The 18355-nt window shown below is 62.5% G+C and carries 24 protein-coding genes; 2 read left to right on the top strand and 22 right to left on the bottom strand.

The window, feature by feature from the left end:
- Positions 1 to 2: 2 nt before the first annotated feature.
- The 11 genes from AC27E8_RS00955 to spoIIAA all read right to left on the bottom strand — a co-directional run bounded on the left by AC27E8_RS00955 (position 3) and on the right by spoIIAA (position 6575).
- Positions 3 to 719, bottom strand: coding sequence for a segregation and condensation protein A (locus tag AC27E8_RS00955; protein ID WP_487097819.1), 717 nt, complete (start codon positions 717 to 719; stop codon positions 3 to 5).
- 13 nt (positions 720 to 732) lie between these two features.
- On the bottom strand, positions 733 to 1338 hold the full coding sequence (locus AC27E8_RS00950; protein ID WP_487097821.1) for a site-2 protease family protein: 606 nt from the start codon (positions 1336 to 1338) through the stop codon (positions 733 to 735).
- Between the two features lie 49 nt (positions 1339 to 1387).
- On the bottom strand, positions 1388 to 2131 hold the full coding sequence (locus AC27E8_RS00945; RefSeq protein ID WP_487097823.1) for a spermidine synthase: 744 nt from the start codon (positions 2129 to 2131) through the stop codon (positions 1388 to 1390).
- Positions 2132 to 2213: 82 nt separating this feature from the next.
- Positions 2214 to 2348 (bottom strand): hypothetical protein, encoded by a 135-nt coding sequence (locus AC27E8_RS00940; protein ID WP_487097825.1) that lies wholly within the window; start codon positions 2346 to 2348, stop codon positions 2214 to 2216.
- Positions 2349 to 2370: 22 nt separating this feature from the next.
- Entirely contained in the window at positions 2371 to 3009 is a 639-nt protein-coding gene (locus AC27E8_RS00935) for a stage V sporulation protein AE (RefSeq protein WP_487097921.1), read from the bottom strand.
- A gap of 14 nt (positions 3010 to 3023) precedes the next feature.
- The gene (gene spoVAE, locus AC27E8_RS00930) at positions 3024 to 3383 is read right to left on the bottom strand and encodes a stage V sporulation protein AE (protein ID WP_014464436.1); all 360 of its coding nucleotides are present in this window, start codon (positions 3381 to 3383) and stop codon (positions 3024 to 3026) included.
- Between the two features lies 1 nt (position 3384).
- Complete coding sequence (spoVAD, locus tag AC27E8_RS00925) at positions 3385 to 4410, bottom strand: stage V sporulation protein AD (protein ID WP_487097827.1); 1026 nt, start codon at positions 4408 to 4410, stop codon at positions 3385 to 3387.
- A 15-nt stretch (positions 4411 to 4425) separates the two neighbouring features.
- Positions 4426 to 4884 carry a stage V sporulation protein AC gene (spoVAC, locus tag AC27E8_RS00920; protein ID WP_014464438.1) on the bottom strand — a complete coding sequence of 153 codons (459 nt, stop codon included), beginning with the start codon at positions 4882 to 4884 and terminating at the stop codon, positions 4426 to 4428.
- Positions 4885 to 4979: 95 nt separating this feature from the next.
- Positions 4980 to 5750 carry an RNA polymerase sporulation sigma factor SigF gene (gene sigF / locus AC27E8_RS00915; protein WP_012811051.1) on the bottom strand — a complete coding sequence of 257 codons (771 nt, stop codon included), beginning with the start codon at positions 5748 to 5750 and terminating at the stop codon, positions 4980 to 4982.
- A 13-nt stretch (positions 5751 to 5763) separates the two neighbouring features.
- A complete protein-coding gene (gene spoIIAB, locus AC27E8_RS00910) occupies positions 5764 to 6231 on the bottom strand; it encodes an anti-sigma F factor (protein ID WP_014464439.1) in 468 nt (155 codons plus the stop codon).
- The gene (spoIIAA, locus tag AC27E8_RS00905) at positions 6231 to 6575 is read right to left on the bottom strand and encodes an anti-sigma F factor antagonist (protein ID WP_008339007.1); all 345 of its coding nucleotides are present in this window, start codon (positions 6573 to 6575) and stop codon (positions 6231 to 6233) included. Before spoIIAA ends, spoIIAB begins: the two co-directional genes overlap by 1 nt.
- 167 nt (positions 6576 to 6742) lie before the next feature.
- On the opposite strand from spoIIAA, the gene AC27E8_RS00900 reads away from it, so the two are divergent.
- Positions 6743 to 8053, top strand: a complete 1311-nt coding sequence (locus tag AC27E8_RS00900) for a helix-turn-helix domain-containing protein (protein WP_487097830.1) — start codon at positions 6743 to 6745, stop codon at positions 8051 to 8053.
- A gap of 68 nt (positions 8054 to 8121) precedes the next feature.
- On the opposite strand, the gene AC27E8_RS00895 is transcribed toward AC27E8_RS00900, so the two are convergent.
- The 11 genes from AC27E8_RS00895 to moaC form a co-directional block, all read right to left on the bottom strand.
- Positions 8122 to 9366, bottom strand: coding sequence for a D-alanyl-D-alanine carboxypeptidase family protein (locus AC27E8_RS00895; protein ID WP_014464442.1), 1245 nt, complete (start codon positions 9364 to 9366; stop codon positions 8122 to 8124).
- 94 nt (positions 9367 to 9460) lie between these two features.
- On the bottom strand, positions 9461 to 10633 hold the full coding sequence (locus AC27E8_RS00890; protein ID WP_487097831.1) for a phosphopentomutase: 1173 nt from the start codon (positions 10631 to 10633) through the stop codon (positions 9461 to 9463).
- 19 nt (positions 10634 to 10652) lie between these two features.
- The gene (gene xerD, locus AC27E8_RS00885; RefSeq protein ID WP_487097833.1) at positions 10653 to 11537 is read right to left on the bottom strand and encodes a site-specific tyrosine recombinase XerD; all 885 of its coding nucleotides are present in this window, start codon (positions 11535 to 11537) and stop codon (positions 10653 to 10655) included.
- 34 nt (positions 11538 to 11571) lie between these two features.
- Positions 11572 to 11895 carry an RNHCP domain-containing protein gene (locus AC27E8_RS00880; protein WP_487097835.1) on the bottom strand — a complete coding sequence of 108 codons (324 nt, stop codon included), beginning with the start codon at positions 11893 to 11895 and terminating at the stop codon, positions 11572 to 11574.
- Between the two features lie 2 nt (positions 11896 to 11897).
- The gene (locus tag AC27E8_RS00875) at positions 11898 to 12575 is read right to left on the bottom strand and encodes a stage II sporulation protein M (protein ID WP_487097836.1); all 678 of its coding nucleotides are present in this window, start codon (positions 12573 to 12575) and stop codon (positions 11898 to 11900) included.
- A gap of 89 nt (positions 12576 to 12664) precedes the next feature.
- Positions 12665 to 13825 carry an endonuclease Q family protein gene (locus AC27E8_RS00870; RefSeq protein WP_487097922.1) on the bottom strand — a complete coding sequence of 387 codons (1161 nt, stop codon included), beginning with the start codon at positions 13823 to 13825 and terminating at the stop codon, positions 12665 to 12667.
- Positions 13825 to 14352: an NUDIX hydrolase gene (locus AC27E8_RS00865; protein ID WP_014464448.1), complete on the bottom strand. Its 528-nt coding sequence runs from the start codon at positions 14350 to 14352 to the stop codon at positions 13825 to 13827. Before AC27E8_RS00865 ends, AC27E8_RS00870 begins: the two co-directional genes overlap by 1 nt.
- A gap of 19 nt (positions 14353 to 14371) precedes the next feature.
- Positions 14372 to 15439 (bottom strand): M20/M25/M40 family metallo-hydrolase, encoded by a 1068-nt coding sequence (locus AC27E8_RS00860; protein WP_487097837.1) that lies wholly within the window; start codon positions 15437 to 15439, stop codon positions 14372 to 14374.
- Complete coding sequence (gene lipB / locus AC27E8_RS00855) at positions 15436 to 16128, bottom strand: lipoyl(octanoyl) transferase LipB (protein WP_487111317.1); 693 nt, start codon at positions 16126 to 16128, stop codon at positions 15436 to 15438. The genes AC27E8_RS00860 and lipB overlap by 4 nt, the downstream gene beginning before the upstream one ends.
- Positions 16125 to 17051: a lipoyl synthase gene (lipA, locus tag AC27E8_RS00850; RefSeq protein WP_487097840.1), complete on the bottom strand. Its 927-nt coding sequence runs from the start codon at positions 17049 to 17051 to the stop codon at positions 16125 to 16127. Before lipA ends, lipB begins: the two co-directional genes overlap by 4 nt.
- A 50-nt stretch (positions 17052 to 17101) precedes the next feature.
- Complete coding sequence (gene moaC, locus AC27E8_RS00845) at positions 17102 to 17620, bottom strand: cyclic pyranopterin monophosphate synthase MoaC (RefSeq protein ID WP_487097842.1); 519 nt, start codon at positions 17618 to 17620, stop codon at positions 17102 to 17104.
- A 46-nt stretch (positions 17621 to 17666) separates the two neighbouring features.
- On the opposite strand from moaC, the gene moaD reads away from it, so the two are divergent.
- The gene (gene moaD / locus AC27E8_RS00840) at positions 17667 to 18335 is read left to right on the top strand and encodes a molybdopterin converting factor subunit 1 (protein ID WP_487097843.1); all 669 of its coding nucleotides are present in this window, start codon (positions 17667 to 17669) and stop codon (positions 18333 to 18335) included.
- Positions 18336 to 18355: the final 20 nt, after the last annotated feature.

Here is an 18355-nt window from a genome sequence, read left to right as displayed (position 1 = left end):
GATCAATCCCCCGTCCAGACAAGTTCAATGGGACCGAACGGCTCCGCTTGCCGGCACGTCAGGCGGCCATCCTTGAGCAACTCCAGGATGGCGAGAAACGCGGCCACCAGAGCCTCCCGCGTGAACCTCCCGCCGAGGAGCCAGGTGAATTCCGCGGACCGATATCGTCGCATGCGTTCGGCGATCTCGTCCATCCACTCCTCGACCTTTTCGACCTTTCCGCGGATTTCTGCAACGCGCTCCGACGGCGGCAACCGCAGGTACAGCTTGCGAAACGCGTCGACGAGGTCCCACAGCGTCACGTCGAGCCTCTCTGCCTGGGTATTGGGCCGGTATGGGCGCAGATCCATCGGCTCGCGGCCGTACACCTGGGCGTTCCGCGCGGCGAGATCGGCCAGCTGAGCGGCGGCCCACTTGCACCGCTCGTACTCGAGCAATTGTTGCACGAGCGGGAGCCGCGGATCTTCTTCTTCGTCAGGCGCGGCTGATCTCCGCGGAAGCAACATGCGCGACTTAATCGACAGGAGCGTCGCCGCCATCACTAGAAATTCACTCGCGATGTCGAGCGACCACCGCTCGAGGTCATCCAAGTATTGAAGGTACTGTTCGGTAATCGCGGCAATGGGAATGTCATAAATGTCGATCTCATTCTTGCGGATGAGATGCAAGAGCAGATCGAGTGGGCCTTCGAACTGCGCGAGTCGGATTTCGTAGGACACCTTGCGCCTCCTCTCACACGCCGTAGCAGTACGACATCACGGCGTAGACGAGATCGGAAAACGCGCGGTTTGCGGGTGGAAGCAGGAAGATGAGCAACAGGAACCAGGGGCCGTAAGCATCCAGCCACGCGAGCGAAAGGCGCCAGCGCACGGGCAACAGTGCGTACAGGGCGCGCCATCCGTCGAGCGGTGGAATGGGCAGGATATTCAACAACACCAGGGCGACGTTTACCTCGAAAGCCAAACCCAACAGTTGCTGCAAGGCGTCCGAGGCCGACACCACCGGAAGGCTTTGCACGGCGAAGCTCAACGCGGCCAGGACGACATTGGCCAGGGGACCGGCCAATGCGACCCACGCCATCCCGGCGCGAGGATGGCGAAATGCACCCGGGTGGATCTCGACGGGGCGCGCCCAGCCGATGGGTGCTACCAGCATGGCGATAAGGCCCGTCAAATCGAGGTGCGCTGCGGGATTGAGTGTCAACCGCCCTTGACGCCTGGGCGTCGAATCCCCGAGCCAGGTCGCCATCGCCGCATGCGCAAACTCGTGCAGCACCAGACTCGCAAGCACGAGAGCGAAGCGCAAGATCCAGACGGGATTGAGCCATGAAGCGAACAATCCGATGCCTCCTGCCGGTGAATGGATACCGGCATTATATCACGCGCGTTCACAGCGCTGATAGGCGAAGCGACCAAGAGACGCGCTCGAGATCCGACGCCCCTGCCCGCATGCACATTTGGCGAAGTCTTGCCGCGAGATCCTCGTCGCGCGTGGCAATGAACAGTCGGTTTTGGGCGGTGAGCGGAAGACCCACGGGAAGATCCAGAAGTACGGGAAAGGAGGAGCGCATGACGTCCAGAAACCCCCTCCAATACGTGGAGCGATATCCTGCTGTAATGAGGTTGTACACCACCGTCCCGCGATTCGAGGTGACGCGAGCAAGGCAGGACACCGTTCCCGGGGCGAGGCAGGGTTGATAAATGCTCGCCTTCAGATACGCGTCTACGAAGACGAGGTCGTAGGTGGCGGCGTGGGGCGAGGAGATGAACTGCACGCCATCTCCAACCCAGTAGTTCGCCTCGCGGTGAGACGGCGCCTGGAAAAACTCGATTCCGAGGGTCAGCACGGTCTCGTCGATCTCGACGCCATGAAGGGCCGCCTCCGGATGAAGGCGGCGAACATGGTGGAGGCTCGTCCCCGCCCCCACGCCGATGGCGAGAAACGCCCGAATCGGCTCATGGGCCTCGGCGAGAGCCGCGAACGCTCGTTGATACGGAAAAACGGGGCGCTCAGGCCGGGCGAGATCGAGCGCCCCCTGCCAGCCGCCGTTTCGCCCGAAACGCATCTGTCGAATGCCCTTCTCTTCGACGACCTCAATCCAACGATGAACCGTACCTGGTCCCGCGTACAAAAGCTTCGTATCCTTCAACCCCTGTCGTGCGCGAATGTCCATGCTCGCTATTATACTGCACACACGCGCATCGGCCGAGAGGTCACGCTGCAGCCATCGCGGGTCGACGCCACACGCGCGCGATCATCGGCCAAAAGGGGCGCACGAAGCCGAAAAACATCTGAAACATGCCAAAGTAGCGGAAGACCCGGGGCAGAAACGCCAAGATGCTGAGCACGTCGTCTCACCCCCTCCATCGTCTACTGAAGGGTATGTCGCATCCGAGTCGTGGGTGTGGGCAGCCGTCCGCTGGGCGCAAGATGGCGGCGCCCCGCGCGCCAGGCGAGTTCCATGAGAACCCATTCGATAGCGCTCGTCGTGACCGGAGCGCCGCGCGCGGGCGCATCGAGTCCCCCCATTTTACCGATGTCGCCGATGCCGACGATGAGCGGCACATCCAAGCCGCAGAGCGCGTCCACGGTGTCCCCCGCGACGAGGTAGGCGTCCGTCTCATGTCCCTCCTTGTCGACCGCATGCTCGACGCGGCGGCCGTGACAATCGACGCTGAAGTCGACGGGTGTTCCGCGCACCCCTCCCGTGTGCGAAGCGACGGCCAGAATGGCGGCGATTTCGACCGACGGATGCGCACCGAGGACCCGCAGCGCAGACTCTCCTGCCGCCTCGGCGGGATCGCCGTTGTCATCCAGCATGACGATGACCGGATCGCGCGGGGCGGCCTCAACGCACCGCACGAGTTCCACGCCACTCAACCGGGTGGGATTTCCCCGGCTCTGCGCGACGAATGAACACCCTGTGCGCTTCGCTGCGATAGCCAGGGCTCGTGCAGCGACGCGATCGCCGTCCGTCACCACAATCACGCGGCGAGGATGCGAGACCACGTGGCGCAAGCGCCTCACCCCTTCGGTTTCGCAAACACGGCGGCGAGAAACGCGAACACGATGGCGGCGGAGATACCCGCGCTCGTGACCTCGAAGATGCCGGTGATCACGCCAATCAGCCCGTGAATCTTCGCCTCGTGCATGGCGCCGTGCACAAGGGCGTTCCCGAAGCTCGTGATGGGCACGGTCGCGCCAGCGCCGGCGAACTTGATGAGCGGATCGTAAAGCCCTAAGCCGTCCGCCACCGCGCCAGCCACAACGAGGATGGACATGACGTGCCCGGGCGTGAGTTTGGTCGTGTCCATGATCACTTGCCCAATGGCGCAGATGGCGCCACCCACCAAAAACGCCCACAAGAACGTCCACGCCGACATGTCAATCCCCCCGTTCGAATGCGATGGCGTGCGAGATGGACGGAATCGTATCCCCTTGCTGAGCGCTGACCTGCGAGAGCAGCGCTCCCGTGGCGCACACCAGCAGCCGGTGAATGTGGCCGCGCTCCATCTCTCGGAACAGGTGCCCGAAGGTCACCAGGGTGCTGCACGCAGCCCCGCTGCCGCCCGAAAACACCTCAGGCTGATTTTCGTCATAGATCAGGGCGCCACAATCCTGGACCCGCTCCTCCGCGACCGTTGCTGACGCCAACCCCTGTTCGACGAGAAGATGGCGCAGGATGTTCAGCCCGACGCGGCCGAGATCGCCCGTGACGACGAGATCGTAGTCGACGACAGAGCGGCCGGTATCTTGCAGATGCTGTCGCAACGTATCACACGCGGCCGGCGCCATCGCCGCGCCCATTTCCCAAGGGGACCTGACGCCGAAGTCCGCGATCTCGCCGATGGTTGCGTGGGTGATTTGCCACTTCCCACGGCCTCGCGCGAGGATGGCCGCGCCAGCGCCCGTGACGGTGCGCTGAGCGGTTGGCGGGCGCTGGACGCCGTACTCCGTGGGATATCGGAACTGGCGCTCGGCCGTGCTGGTGTGACTCGACGTGCCGACGAGGACGACATCCGCAAATCCGGTCGCCACAGCCAGACCAGCCACGGCAAGCGCCTCGCAGATGGAAGCGCAAGCGCTGTACACGCCCAGCATAGGCCTGGCCAAAGTCCTTAGCCCCATATAGAACGATGTGAGTTGCGCGTTGAGATCCGCGCCGACGACGAGGTCGAGATCGCTCGGATGGACAGCCGCTTTTTCGCACGCGATCTCGGCTGCTCGGCGAAACAACGCCTGTTCCGCCCGTTCCCAGGTGGCTTGCCCAGCGCGATCGTCGTTTAGGCGGACGTCGAAGGCGTCGGAGAGCGGGCCTTGCCCCTCCAAGGAGCCAGCCACGGTCGAAGTGGCCTTGACGGCTACCTGGCGCTCGCCGAATGCCCACGTGGAGCGCCCGAGTCTTGCCATACGTCATCGCCCCTTCTAGAGGTGCTCCACCACGTATCGGATGAGCGCGATGAAGAACGCGCTGACAACCCCGTAGACAATGACGGGACCCGAGACCTTGAACATGTTGCCGCCCACGCCCGCCACGAATCCCTCGCTGCGGTGTTCCATGGCGGCGGACGTCATCGTGTTGGAAAACCCTGTAACAGGTACGGCCGATCCGGCGCCAGCCCACTGCGCAAATCGGTCGTAGACGCCCATGGCGGTGAAGATCGCTGCCAGCAGAATGAGCACGGCGACCGTTGGATTCCCGGCTTCGGTGGGCTTGAAGCCGCCATACCGCACGAACAGGGCTTGGATCGCCTGTCCCAGTTCGCAGATGAGCCCACCGACGATGAAGGCTCGCACTGTATTTCGGAGGATGGGCCGTCCGGGCGTCAGGCGATTCACAAGCGCGTGGTACCGGGCTTGCTCCTCGGGTGTCGCGATTGGCATGCAAAATCCCCCCATCTCTTCTCGTCTATGTAACATGCCCCGAGGGCGCGAAAAAAGCCGCCCTTGGGCGGCGACAAGTTGTTCCAGAGACGATGTTATTCCAGTTCCTGTCGAATTTGCTGCAGGATTCGCTTTTCCAAACGCGAGACTTGCACCTGAGAAATGCCCAACACGCGCGCCACGTCGCTCTGCGTCTTGTCGCGGAAGAATCGCATGTACACGATGAAGCGCTCACGTTCCGGCAGTCGCCCGATGATCTCGTGCAGCTCGACCTTGTCGAACTTGCCCTCGGTCTCCTCGTCCGCAATCTGGTCCATCAGATAGATGGGATCCCCGTCGTTTTCGTACACGGTCTCATGGATCGACGCCGGTGCGCGAAGGGCTTCTTGCGCAAACACGATTTCCGAAGGCTCCATGCCCATGGCCTCGGCAATCTCGGTGATGTGCGGCTGGCGACCGAGTTCCTTCGCGAGCCGATCCCGCACGTGGCGGATCTGTTTCGCCGTCTCCTTGAGACTTCGGCTCACTTTGACCGTGCTGTCGTCCCTCAGAAACCGCTGGATCTCGCCAATGATCATGGGGACGGCATACGTCGAGAATTTGACGTCGTAAGACAGGTCGAACTTGTCGACGGCCTTCATCAGGCCGATGCATCCGATTTGGAAGAGATCTTCCGCTTCATAACCTCGCCCGAGAAATCGCTGGACGACGGCCCACACGAGGCGCTGGTTATGGACGATGAGTCGCTCCCTCGCTTCCGCATCACCGTTGTGGCTCCGCTCCAGAAGCTCGCGGACCTCTTCGTCGGACAGTTTCTCATATTCATCCACATGGTGTGGAACGGGGCGCTCCTTTGCCTGATCCACGTGCGACCCCCCCTCACATCACGTCAGGGGCAGTTCGGAACGTCTTGATGAGCGTGACGCGCGTTCCTTCTCCTGGCTTGGACTCGATCTCCATCTTGTCGACGAAGGTCTCCATGATGGTCATGCCCATGCCTGACCGTTCGAGCTCGGGGCGCGACGTGTACATCGGCTGTTTGGCGAGGTCCACGTCGGGAATGCCCACGCCCCGGTCCTCGACGACGACTCGCACGCGATTTCCGTACAAGGCGCACTCCACGGTCACCTCGCCGATCTCGTCCGGGTAACCGTGAATGATGGCGTTTGTCACGGCCTCCGACACCGCCGTTTTCAATTCCGTCAACTCTTCCATCGTCGGATCGAGCGGCGCCACAAACGAAGCGACCGCCACGCGAGCCAGCGACTCGTTCTCCGACCGGCTCGGAAACACAAGGCGCAGATAGTTGTCCACGCGCACGTCTTCGGCCACTCGTTCCACGGCCATCACGCTCCCAGGATTGCTGCCACCGCAGCTTCTTCAGAGTCGTAAACGGGTATCACCTTGAGCAAACCCGACATTTCGAAGAGCCGCCTCAACGTCGGGTTGACTTCACAAAGCGCCATTTTCCCCCCGTGCTCGGAGACGCTTCGATACCGACCCAGAATGAGTCCGAGGCCCGAACTGTCCATAAAATCGATGTTCCGAAACGACATCACGAGGCCCCGGTAGCCGTGCTCCGCCAATTGTTGTTCGATCCGGTCCCTCATTTGTTCCACGGCGTGGTGATCCAGTTCTCCCTTTAACTCGATCACCACGATTCCTCGCTCTAATTTGGTCTCGACAGACACCTTGCATCCCCTCTCCTTATGCGGTCTGGTCAAGAAATTCACGGCCTAAACGGGGAATTCCTGCCCATTGACAAAAGTAGTGGAGAATCTACTGAATTCGACAACCAAACGATGACGCATCAGGGGCGCTGGCGGTACAATGGAAAGGAGAAGATAGGAGGCGAAGTATGGAGACGCTTGGTCAAAAGATTCGCGCGCTGCGCAAGGCGCGAGGCATGACGCAGGCCGAACTCGCTCGAGGACTCGCAACCGCCAGTATGATCAGCCAGATCGAATCCGACAGGACAATGCCGTCTGCCCAACTGCTGACCCAGATCGCGGCGCGCCTCGGCGTCGATGTCTCCGAGTTCCAGAGAGAGCTGGCCGGATCGTCTGAGGAGGCTCACACGTATCGCCGTGCCAAGCAACTTGCGGAACAGGGACACTATGAAGAAGCCATTCGGCATTTTCTTTCGCTCTCCTGGCCGCTTCACTCGCAGTTTCGCCCGGAACTCGTCTTTCAGGATATGGGAGACTGTTATTTGAAGGCCGGAGACTACGAACAGGCCGCCCGCCTCTACGACGCGTTGGTCTTCGCGGGGTTTGCGCGAGGCGACATGTCGAGCGTGGTCCGAGGCTACTATTACGGGGCTCTCGCGCGGCGGCGGTTGCAGCGAGACGAGGAGGCCATCCTATACTTGCAGCGCGCGCGCCAAGCGCTCGCGGCATCTGGGCTTCAAATGCCCCTCCGTCTGAAGATCGAGATGACCCTCGCGCGGCTGCTCCTCCAGTATGGCCCCATGACCGAGGCGCGGTCCCTCTACGAAGGCATCCTGGCGCGCGACACGGAACCGATGTCCACGGTCGATCGCGCCCACGCCCACCACGGACTCGCCTGTGCGGCGGCAGCCCTCGGCGACTATCGAGCGGCCATCGAACATGCGGGGCGCGCCATTGAGCTGCACGAAGACGCTGGCAATCGCGCCTTGGCGATGCGCTGCCGCATCAATTTAGGAGCGTTCTTGCGACTCGGAGGAGATGTTGCGGGCGCATTGTCCCATCTTCTCGATCTGGAGGATAGGACGAGTCCTCGAGACGAAGTCCTTCGGGTTGCGCTCGATCACGAGTTGGCGCTGACCTATCAGGCGCTGCATCAGCCTGCGTCCGCAATGGATCGCGTATCCCGGGCGCTCGCGATGACCCGGGTCGGCCCTGAGATCCGAGCCCAGCTTCACCTGCTCGCAGCCTCGCTGAGCCTCGAGTTGGGCGATCTCGACCGGGCCGAGTTGGAGCTTCGCGCCCTCGACGCGCTTGTCGCCGAACATCCCGACATCGCGCCTTCGGGGTACCTCCATCTGAAGGCCGAAGTGTATCTGCACAAGGGGAGCACCCCCGAGATCCTGCAGCTCTGCGAGGAAGCCGTCACCCGGGAAACGCAGCGCCATCCCGAACGGCCATGGGCTGCGCCCGATCGATTCTGGCTATTTCCCCGCCAATAAGAAAAAACGCGCCCAATCGACACGGTTCGCGCCGCCTGAGGCGGCGCGTCCTGCTTGATGGCGCGGTTTCATTGGGCTTGGCCGAACGTGATCACTTTCTTCACGGTCTTGCCAAGGCTCTGGAAGAACGTGGCCTTTGGCACGTCCTCCTTCGCAACAACCGGGACATCCGCCACGACGCGTCCTCCCGATTTGACCAGAACATGTCCGACGACCTGGCCGCGGGACACGGGAGCCTTGAGCGTCATCCACTGGATCTCGGTCGTGTACGCGGTGTTGTGGGCACGCTCGGTGACAAAAGCCACAGGCTCGGCCGTCACCGCCTCGACGCGATCGCGCGTGCCTCGTTTGACCGCGACCTGCCCCACGACGTGGCCGCGGGGATAGACCTGAACCGATTTGTAGTGTGCGAATGCGTAATTCAGCATCGCCGCGACTTCGGCATTCCGGACCGTAGGTTTCGGCTCCCCCATCACGACGGCGATCACGCGAAACCCATCGCGCTTCGCCGTGGCGGAAAGACAATACTTCGCCTCCTGCGTGTAACCCGTCTTGAGGCCGTCGACTCCATCGTAAAAGCGCACGAGTTTGTTGGTGTTCACCAGCCAGAGGGGGTGATCGGTATCCTTGCGCAAGTAATCGCTGTACACCGAGGTGAACGCCGTGACCTCGGGATGCATCAGGAGCGCCCTCGACATGATGGCGATGTCGCGCGCACTGGAATAATGGTTTGGAGCAGGCAGCCCGTTGCAGTTAGCGAAGTGCGTGTCGGTCATGCCGAGTTCCTTCGCGCGTTGGTTCATGCGGGCGACGAACGCCTCTTCGCTCCCGTCAAGGTGTTCTGCCATAGCGACGCAGGCGTCGTTCGCCGAAGCGATGGCGATGCCCTTCACGAGGTCCCGCACGGTCATGGTCTCGCCGGGTTCGAGAAAGATTTGCGAACCGCCCATGCTCGCGGCTCGCTCGCTCGCTTGGACGCGATCGGTCCACTTCAGCTTGCCGCTGTCAATCGCTTCGAAGATGAGAAGAAGGGTCATGATCTTCGTGATACTCGCCATGGGCAGCCGCTCGTGGGCATTTTTCGCGTAGAGCACCTTGCCGGTTGCAAAATCCATGAGGACCGCAGACCGCGCCTGTTTGGCGAGATCGACGCTTGAGGTTGGCGTAGAGGTCGTCGAGCCCGCGTCCGTCGCCTCGCGCATTTGCGCAATCCCAGGCGCTGACGCCGCACGAGCAATCTGTGGCATGGCGCTCGTCGCGATGAGACACAGAGCGCCGAGGCCAAGCCCGAGCGCGCGAGAATGCCGCTTCATCCTGCAACCTCCTCTCTCGGAGTCCACCGATTCGAAATCGGCGTTAGTGTGTGCAAGACGAAGCGGCGCTACGCATCCTCCATGCTTTATGTGTTCACGCGCGGCGGAGATCCCGGAGAAACGATTTCCCGACGGGCGGAAGCGGCACGCCGAAGTACTCTGCCACGGTGGCGCCGAGATCGGCGAAGGTCTCTCGCTCGCCGAGATCGACGGGCCGGGCCATGTCGAGATGGTAGGCGAGAATCGGGACGCGTTCGCGCGTGTGGTCCGTGCCAGGGACCGTTGGGTCGCAGCCATGATCGGCGGTGATGACCAGGAGGTCGCCCGGGCGAAGCCGCGACAGCACGCCCTCCAGATCCGCGTCAAACGCTTCGATGGCGCGGGCGAATCCCACTGGGTCATTTCGGTGCCCATACTTCGAATCGAAGTCCACCAAGTTGGCGTAAATCAAGCCGGAGGTCTCGCTGTCCATCGCCTCCACCAGCTTTTGCATGCCATCCCGATTGTCCGCGGTGTGCACCGCCCGCGTGATGCCCCGATGGTTGTAAATGTCTGCGATTTTCCCAATCCCAATCACAGGGTATCCGGCGGCCTCGATGGCATCGAGCACCGTCGGGCCGAAATCCAGCGAATAGTCCCGGCGGCGATCCGTTCGCACAAACCGCCCCGGTTCGCCGACGAACGGCCGCGCAATCACCCGACCCACGGCGTGAGGACCAACCAGGATGGACCTTGCGTATTCGCACCAATCGTATAACGTCTCCACGGGCACCACGTCTTCGTGCGCAGCGACCTGAAAGACGCTGTCCGCCGAGGTATAGACGATGGGCCGGCCCGTCTCGAGATGCTCTCTCCCATAAGCCTCGATGACCCAGGTGCCAGACGCCGGGCGATTGCAAAGGACCGGTTTGCCCACATACCGCTCGAACGGCTCAATGATCTCCGGCGGAAAGCCGTTCGGATACGTCGGCATCGGCTGTGACAGGACAATGCCCACGAACTCGAGGTGACCGTTCGTCGTATCCTTCCCGGCGGATCGCTCCACCATGGTGCCATACCCGCCCACGCCGACAGGCGCTACGCCGGCGATGGGCGCAATGCGCCCCAGGCCAAGGCGTTCAAGGTTGGGAACTCGCAGTCCGCCCACCGCCTCCGCGACGTGCGCAATGGTATTGCTTTGAACATCGGCCTCCCCGTACTCCGCGGCATCCGGCGCCGCGCCGATCCCACAACTGTCGAGCACAATCCAAATGAGACGCTTGTCCAACCCATATCCTCCATTCGTATTACGCCCGCGGATGCGCGTTGCGATACACCTCGCGCAGCCTGTGCGGTGTGACGTGCGTGTACCGCTCCGTCGTCGAGATGTCGGCGTGTCCCAGGAGTTCCTGAACGACTCGGAGATCCGCGCCGCCCTCCAGTAAATGGGTGGCGAACGAGTGCCGAAGCGTGTGCGGTGTGACCTCGACCGATACGCCTGCCTGCTGCGCATAGCCCTTCAAGATGTTCCAGAACCCTTGCCGAGTGAGCCGCCGGCCAAAGCGATTGACAAACACCGCGCCTTCTCCCCGGTCCCGGACCAGAAGCGGCCTGCCGTAGCGCAGGTACAGACGGAGGGCATCCTGGGCCATCTCGCCCAGCGGCACCACGCGCTCCTTCTTGCCCTTTCCGAACACGCGGACGAATCCGGCGGCCAGCTCGACGTCTTCGAGCGACAGCGCCACAAGCTCGCTCACACGCATCCCCGTGGCGTAGAGCGTCTCTAGCATGGCGCGATCGCGCAGTCCCATGGCATCCGGTCGACGGACGGCGGCCATCAGCCGTTCCACGTCCTCTTCCGAGACGACCCGAGGAAGGTGCTCGTCCGGAGCCGCCACCTCGATGTGCGCCGTCGGATCCGCTTCGAGGACGCCTTCACGCAGAAGGTAGCGGAAGAACGAGCGAAGCGCAGACATCCTGCGAGCAATGGTCGTCGATTTCATGCCTCGCCCCTTCAGGTCGGACAGATAGCGGAGCACGTCCGTACGGTCCGCATCCCGGATGGTCCGGTGCTCTCGCGCGAGGTAGCGACAGAAATCGGTCAAGTCTCGCGCGTAACTTGTAGCTGTATTTTCCGAGAGACCTCGCTCCAGCCGGAGATGATCTAAAAAGGTGCGAATGTCTGGGTCCACCGCATTTCACCCCCTGCGTGCGACGATTGAGCTTTCACCGCGGATGCCGCATGAGCTCGTACAGCCGCTCGCGATTGTCCGGCTGCACGGCGACATCAAGCAGCGCGATGTTGCGCGTCTCCTGTCCGCAGCGGGTGCAGCGGTGGACGATCTGGAGTCCCTTCTTGGAGTGATACTCGACGCGCACCGGTTCCATGAGCCCACCGCACGAATTGGCGCGATCGCCCGGTTCAACGTCTACGTGCAGAGAATACAAACAGCGAGGACAGTGGTTCCGGCACGTTCGTTCTGCAGGCTCCACCCGGAGGCCGCAGTGCGCGCAGGTGAACGGCTCGTTTCGGCGAATAAACGCAGCCATGGTCATCCTCCCAGCAGCCGGGTCACCATCGGCGGAACAACAAACGCTTGGACAGCCGCCGCGAGCATCACGCCGCCAAGGCACATCACGCTTCTCCCAGTATACCTCACGAACTGAAGCGTCCACTGATAGAGGGGAACGGATTGGGCGACAATCTGATACGAAAACCGGATGGCGTTGACACTCGCCAGGAGAAACGCGAACAGGAAAATGGCCTGATGAACAAAGATCCCGATGGAAGCCACCACAAAACCCTTCCACCCGAATTGAAGCGAGGTGAACGCCACGGCGAAACCCGTCTCGAAGGCGCGCGCGAACACCGCGGCCGCTACGATGGGTATACCTACCGCAGAGGAACCCGCCAGCCACACGAGCGCAAGCCAAGCCGCGTCCGAGACAAACCGGCTTGCGAACACCGAACTGCCCGATGCCAGCTGGCCGTGCAGCGTAGCCAACAGGAACGCCTCCAACTGATTGGCAAGCTCCAGCTTGTCCGCCGGCCGGAGTTCTCCAGCCACAATCCCACCAAAGGCGACGCCGGACAGGACCATGCCAAGCAGAAACGCCCAAATATGCGCTTCCTGGGACAGCCGGCGCGCTACCCATCGCCGCAACCGAAACCAAGCGAGCGAAAGCGACAAAGGCGAGCGCCTGCGGGCCATCCACGCGGTTGCTCTCATGACCGTGCCTCCTCCCGAATCGCGGAGACGTAGACACGACCATGTCTATGACGAGCAGTCGATGAATAGACTCGCTCGAATGCCGACCCTCACGCCTCCTCGATGCGCCCATACCGTCCGGCACCGCCCGGCGAGACAGGCAGTCGGCCGCTCAAAGCTGCCGCAATTCGGGCGGCCATCTTCGCTCCGACCACGTCGGCGAGCGCCTGTTCAGAGGGCGGAGCGTACAGCAGGGAGGCTTCCCCACCGAACGCATCGAGCAACTTGGCGTACGTCCGAGGTCCCACGCCGGGGACAAAGGAGAGGGGAACGATGTAGCGGTAGGGTGCCCGCCACGGCGGATGAACAGGCGAGTCGTCGTCCGCGATGGCTTCAATCCGATCCCACACTCCCTGCACCAACCCTGTGTCCGCGCCACAGGCACACGATTTCGACGCGACCAGCGCTCCGCAGGATCGGCAACGCGTCCGATAATACTTGCCAAGCGGTGGATAAAGACCTAAATTCATCAACACCGCGCGCCCGCCGAGCCGACGGCACGCGGCTTGAATCTCGGTGAACGACATCTCCTGCAAGGCCAGCACGTTGAATTCGCGCGCGATGGAAGGAAGGCTGTGAGCGTCGGAATTCGACAGAAACGTGAATTCCCTCATTTCCTTCAGGCGATCCGCCATGTCCGCATCCGCCGACAGCCCGAGCTCGACGGCGTCGACGACCTCGAGCGGCATGATGTCCGCGACGCGATCCGCCGCACTGCCGAGGAGCCCCTTGAACGGCGTGAACGCGTGGTGCACGACCAACAGGCCGTTTCTCGCATGGACCTCTTCGGCCAGTCGGGTTGGGTCGGTTCGCGCGACTTGCGAGGACAACCCGGTGTTGGACTGAACCGTTTTCAACCACATTTGAAAGTCAGCCGCCGCTTCGACCGTGGGAAGCCAACATCCGAAGTGCGCGGCGCCATGTTCTGAGACGCGGATTTCCACTTCCGCCCCAAGCACGACCAAAAGTGACCCCTGATACATCAAACCGCCGCCCGGGACCGGAACCAGAAGTCCCGCGCGACACAGATCCCGGATCTCCTCGAGCACGGGGTCGCAGACGGCGTCAACGAGACCCACGACGTGCAGCCCCTTCACACGGATTGCCCAGTCAAGGGAGGCCGCCACGGTCAATTGATGCGACGCAGCCATTTTGACGGGCCGGCCCTTTGCGGCTCCCGTGTGAACGTGAAAGTCGGCGAACACCCGCATCACGGCCGTGCCAGCCACCAGTAAAGCGCTACGAGCGTCTTGGCGTCTTCAATTTGGCCCGCCGCCAACATTCGACAAATCTCGTCGCGAGAGAACACTTGAGACTCGACGAACTCATCGCCATCGGGGTGCTCTGCGCCGCGCTCCACGTCGTTGGTGTAGTACACGTGCAGCTTCTCGTTGCTGAAGCCCGGCGCCGTGTAGAAGGTGTGGACCGGCACGAGAAGTCCTGCACATCGATACCCAGTCTCTTCAGACAGCTCTCGCGCTGCCGCCCGCTCGGGCTCCTCACCGGGCTCGAGCTTGCCGGCGGGGATTTCCCATAGCTCCCGTTCACACGGCTTGCGAAACTGGCGCACCAAGACCACCTTACCCGGATCCACTTCTGCAAGCACGGCCACGGCGCCCGGATGTAGCACCACCTCGCGCGTGCTCGTATGGCCGTTGGGCAGTTTCACGGTGACACGCCGCACATCAATGATCCGGCCGGTGAACAGCCGCTCTTCCGCTACCGTCTGCTCCCGCATGCATTTCCCTCCCTTTATCCTACGGCTCCGAAAGCGCCGCTATCAGCAGCCGGGTGAGCCGCGCAAGGCTTGTTTCATGGATCCGCTCTGCCCGCGTATGGGCGCGCTCGTAGCCCACTCCAACGTTGACAGGCACAAGCCCCATGGACGCGACCCAATTCGCGTCGCATCCGTCTCGCATACGCGCACAAAGGATGGGCGTGGCCTCCCTCTCCATCCGGCGTCGCACGTCGTGAAGCCACGGGCTGGATCGCACGTCGTAGGCCGGGTACAGGAGGTCGGATCGCACCTCGCGAGGCGCTGTGCTCCGCTCGAGCTCGGCCAACCACGAATCGTAGCGCGCCTTGGCGATCCGCCAGGCGACCTCTGGCGAGAACCAGACGGCCAATTCCGCCTCGAAGCCCACATCCGAGGAAAGAAAGCGCACCAGTTCGCCCGTCAGCCCGGCTCCGATACGTTTTGCAGCCTCCTGCAGTGTCCGCCACACGGAAAACCGGTCGGCTTCTCCGCGCGCGGAGTAGCCTAGCCACAGGCGCGCTTGTCCGTATCCCGCCTCGGCTAGCGTGCCGACCGGCGCTTCCGCATCGACAACCAGCGCGCGCCGCGCGCGGGAGGAAATCCGCCGAGACGCCCGGACGCCGGCGCTTCCCAACTCCTCACCGACCGAAAATAAGATCTCGATGGGCGGATGCCGCCTGCCGTCCTGCACGACTCGCGCCACCCCCGCCATCACGGCGGCTACGCCCGCTTTGTCGTCCGCGCCGAGCGGCACGTCGTTCCCGCTCTCAATCCATCCGTCGGCTCGCCGCCGCACATCGGGTACCCCGGCCCAACGGGTGTCCAAATGCGCGCACACCAAAACCGGACTAAGCGTCGAATCGCCCGGCGCATGTGCCCAAAGATTGGCGGAAACGGTGTCACCGACGGCGACAGGCTCCCAGTCGACGGACAGGCCAAGGTCCTCCAGCCAAGCGGCGCAAAAGCGGGCCGCGCGTTGCTCGCCCCCCGACGGACTGTCGATGTGCAAAAGTTCCAGAAACAAAGCGAGGGCCGACTGCTCGTCGGCCGCACGCGATCCCGCCCTCACGCGGGTGCCTCCGTCATCACGACCTCGCAGGCAAACACCTCCGAGAAGTGGTTGCGGAGGCGATCTTCCCACGCTTTCATGTCCTGAGGCTCACCCAAGACCGCAGCCACGCTCGTCACACCCCGGTCGCGGATGCCACACGGGACGATGACGTCGAAGTCCTGGAGATGCGTGTTCACGTTCAGGGCGATGCCGTGATACGTGACAAATTCACCTGACGGGCGCTTTTTCACCCGCGCACCCACCGCGCAGATCTTATCATCGCCCACCCACACCCCAGGCAAATCATCGATGCGACGGCCCTCAATGCCGACTTCCGCGAGCGCGCGAATGACGACCTCTTCCAGGTTGCGCACAAATCGAGCCACGTCATTCCCCCATGGGGCTAGATGAAGCACCGGGTACAGCACCCACTGGCCCGGGCCATGGTAGGTGACGTCGCCGCCGCGATCGACCATGCGCACCTCAAACCCCCTGCGGGTGAGAACCTCGACGGGAAGGAGGATGTTGGCGTCGGACCCGTTGCGGCCGATGGTGATGGTGCGCGGGTGCTCGAGCGCGAACACGGTCTGCGTATCGTCTTCGAGGTTCAAGAGCTTGAGCGCCTGACTCACCTGCATGTCCAGTGCGTCGTCATACGGCACGACGCCTAGCGAACGCCAAACGAGCAACGTGGCCAACGAACTCACTCCCCACTCTCAGCGGGCTTCTCTGCTTGGCGCCAAGGCACCTGATCTTTCGCATGATACGAACTGCGAACCATGGGCCCGGACTCCACATGCTTGAAGCCGCGCTTCAATCCTTCTCCGCGCAAGCGCAGGAATTCGGTGGGTGTATAATAGCGCACCACCGGCAGGTGTTTGGCCGTCGGCTGGAGATACTGGCCGATGGTCAGGATGTCGACGTCGACCGCACGCAAATCGTCCATCGTCTCGTAAATCTCCTCAAACGTCTCGCCAAGCCCCACCATGATGCTTGACTTCGTGGGAATATCCGGCGCTATCTCCTTCGAACGCCGGAGCAACTCGAGCGTCCGATCGTACTTCGCTCGTGAGCGCACCGAGTCCGACAACCGGCGCACGGTCTCGATGTTGTGATTCAGCACATCGGGATGTGCGTCGAGCACGGTCGCGAGAGCGTCCCAGTTGCCGTCGAAGTCGGGGATGAGAACCTCCACGCTGCAGGTCGGGACTTTCCGCCGCACCGCCCGAATCGTCTCCGCAAAGACAGAAGCTCCCCCATCGGCGAGATCGTCGCGGGCCACGCTGGTGATGACCACGTGTTCCAGCCCCATTGCGACCACCGCATCCGCTACGCGCTCCGGTTCGCGCAAGTCGAGCTCATTGGGACGGCCGGTGTGCACCGCGCAGAAGCGGCACGCGCGCGTGCAGATGTCGCCGAGGATCATGAACGTGGCCGTGCGCATTTCCCAGCATTCGAACAGGTTCGGGCAATGCGCCTCTTCGCACACGGTGTGGAGCGACTGCGTGCGCATGATGGCTTTGAGCTGCTTATAATTGTCACCCGTTTTCGCGCGAATCTTGAGCCATTCCGGGCGAGCCGTCGTGGTGCCCGTGTCGATCACGCGAACGCTGGCCTCTGGCTTCCCCATCGATCATCATCCCTGTTCACAAGGTCAATTGCCGACATCTATTGTAACGCTCAACCGCTGCCGGAACCACCGTGCTCGTTCCGCTCGTACCGACCGCTCGCTCCGCCGTCCTTGAACACCAGGCGCACGTCCGAGATGGTCATGCCGCGATCCGCCTTCTTGCACATGTCGTACACCGTGAGCGCGGCGACGGATGCGGCCGTGAGCGCCTCCATCTCCACGCCGGTCTGGTGAGCAGTGCGAACCTCTGCGCGCACCCGAAATACCGCCTCCTCCGCTTGAAGCGCATGTTCCTCAATGCGGACGGATACATGATGCAGCGGCACCGGATGGCAGAGCGGAATGAGATCACTCGTGCGCTTTGCCGCCATGATGCCGGCGATCTCGGCTACCTTCATCACGTCGCCTTTGGCAACCGCGTGATGTACAATAGCATCGCGCGTCGCCCGTGACATGCGGATGTGCGCTTCAGCCACGGCCACGCGGGTCGTGATGGGTTTTTCACTGACGTCCACCATATGCGGCCGGCCGTCTGACGAAAAGTGGTGAAACACGTCCTGAGCATTCACGTCCATCGCTCCTTATTCGATTCGAACTGACTGGGGTGAATCCTACATGCGCGTCGACATTCGCCTATTCGCCAATGTAAAGGAGTTGGCCGGACAAGACAAACTTGAGCTGGACGTACCAGACGATGCGACAGTCTCCGATGTTCTGCGCGCCTTGAGGCAAGCCTATCCAGCGCTTCACGATGCGCTCGACCACGTGATGGTCGCTGTCAATTTGGAATTGGCCGATCCGTCGCGTCACGTCCGCCCGACCGACGAGATTGCGCTCATCCCGCCTGTCGGCGGTGGAGAAAGCGAGCATGCGTACGCGCGCCTCACGCGAGAACCCCTCGATGTGAAGAAAGCGGAGGCGCTGTTGTCCGATGCCCGGCACGGAGGTTGCGTGCTGTTCCTCGGGACCGTACGCGGGTGGACAGGCCCTCGGCAAACGGAGCGCATCGAGTACGAGGCGTACGAAGCGATGGTCCAGGTCCAGTTGGAGCAGTTAGTGAGCGAAATCGAACGGGAGTTTGCGGGCGTCAAGGCGCTCGTGTGGCATCGAATCGGCACGCTGTACCCAGAGGATGTCGCGGTCATCTGCGGTGCGGCGCACCCGCATCGCAAGTCGGCCTTTGAGGCCTGTCAGGCGCTCATCGACCGACTCAAAGCTCGGGTGGCCATCTGGAAGAAGGAGTTTTTCGCGGACGGATCGGCCGAATGGCGGCCGAATCCGTAGCGCATGAGCTTTACATAATA

The sequence above is a fragment of the Alicyclobacillus sp. CIJ1 genome (assembly GCF_057538885.1).
The sequence above is the reverse complement of the archived record's forward strand: the minus strand, read 5'-3'. Positions and strand labels throughout refer to the sequence as shown.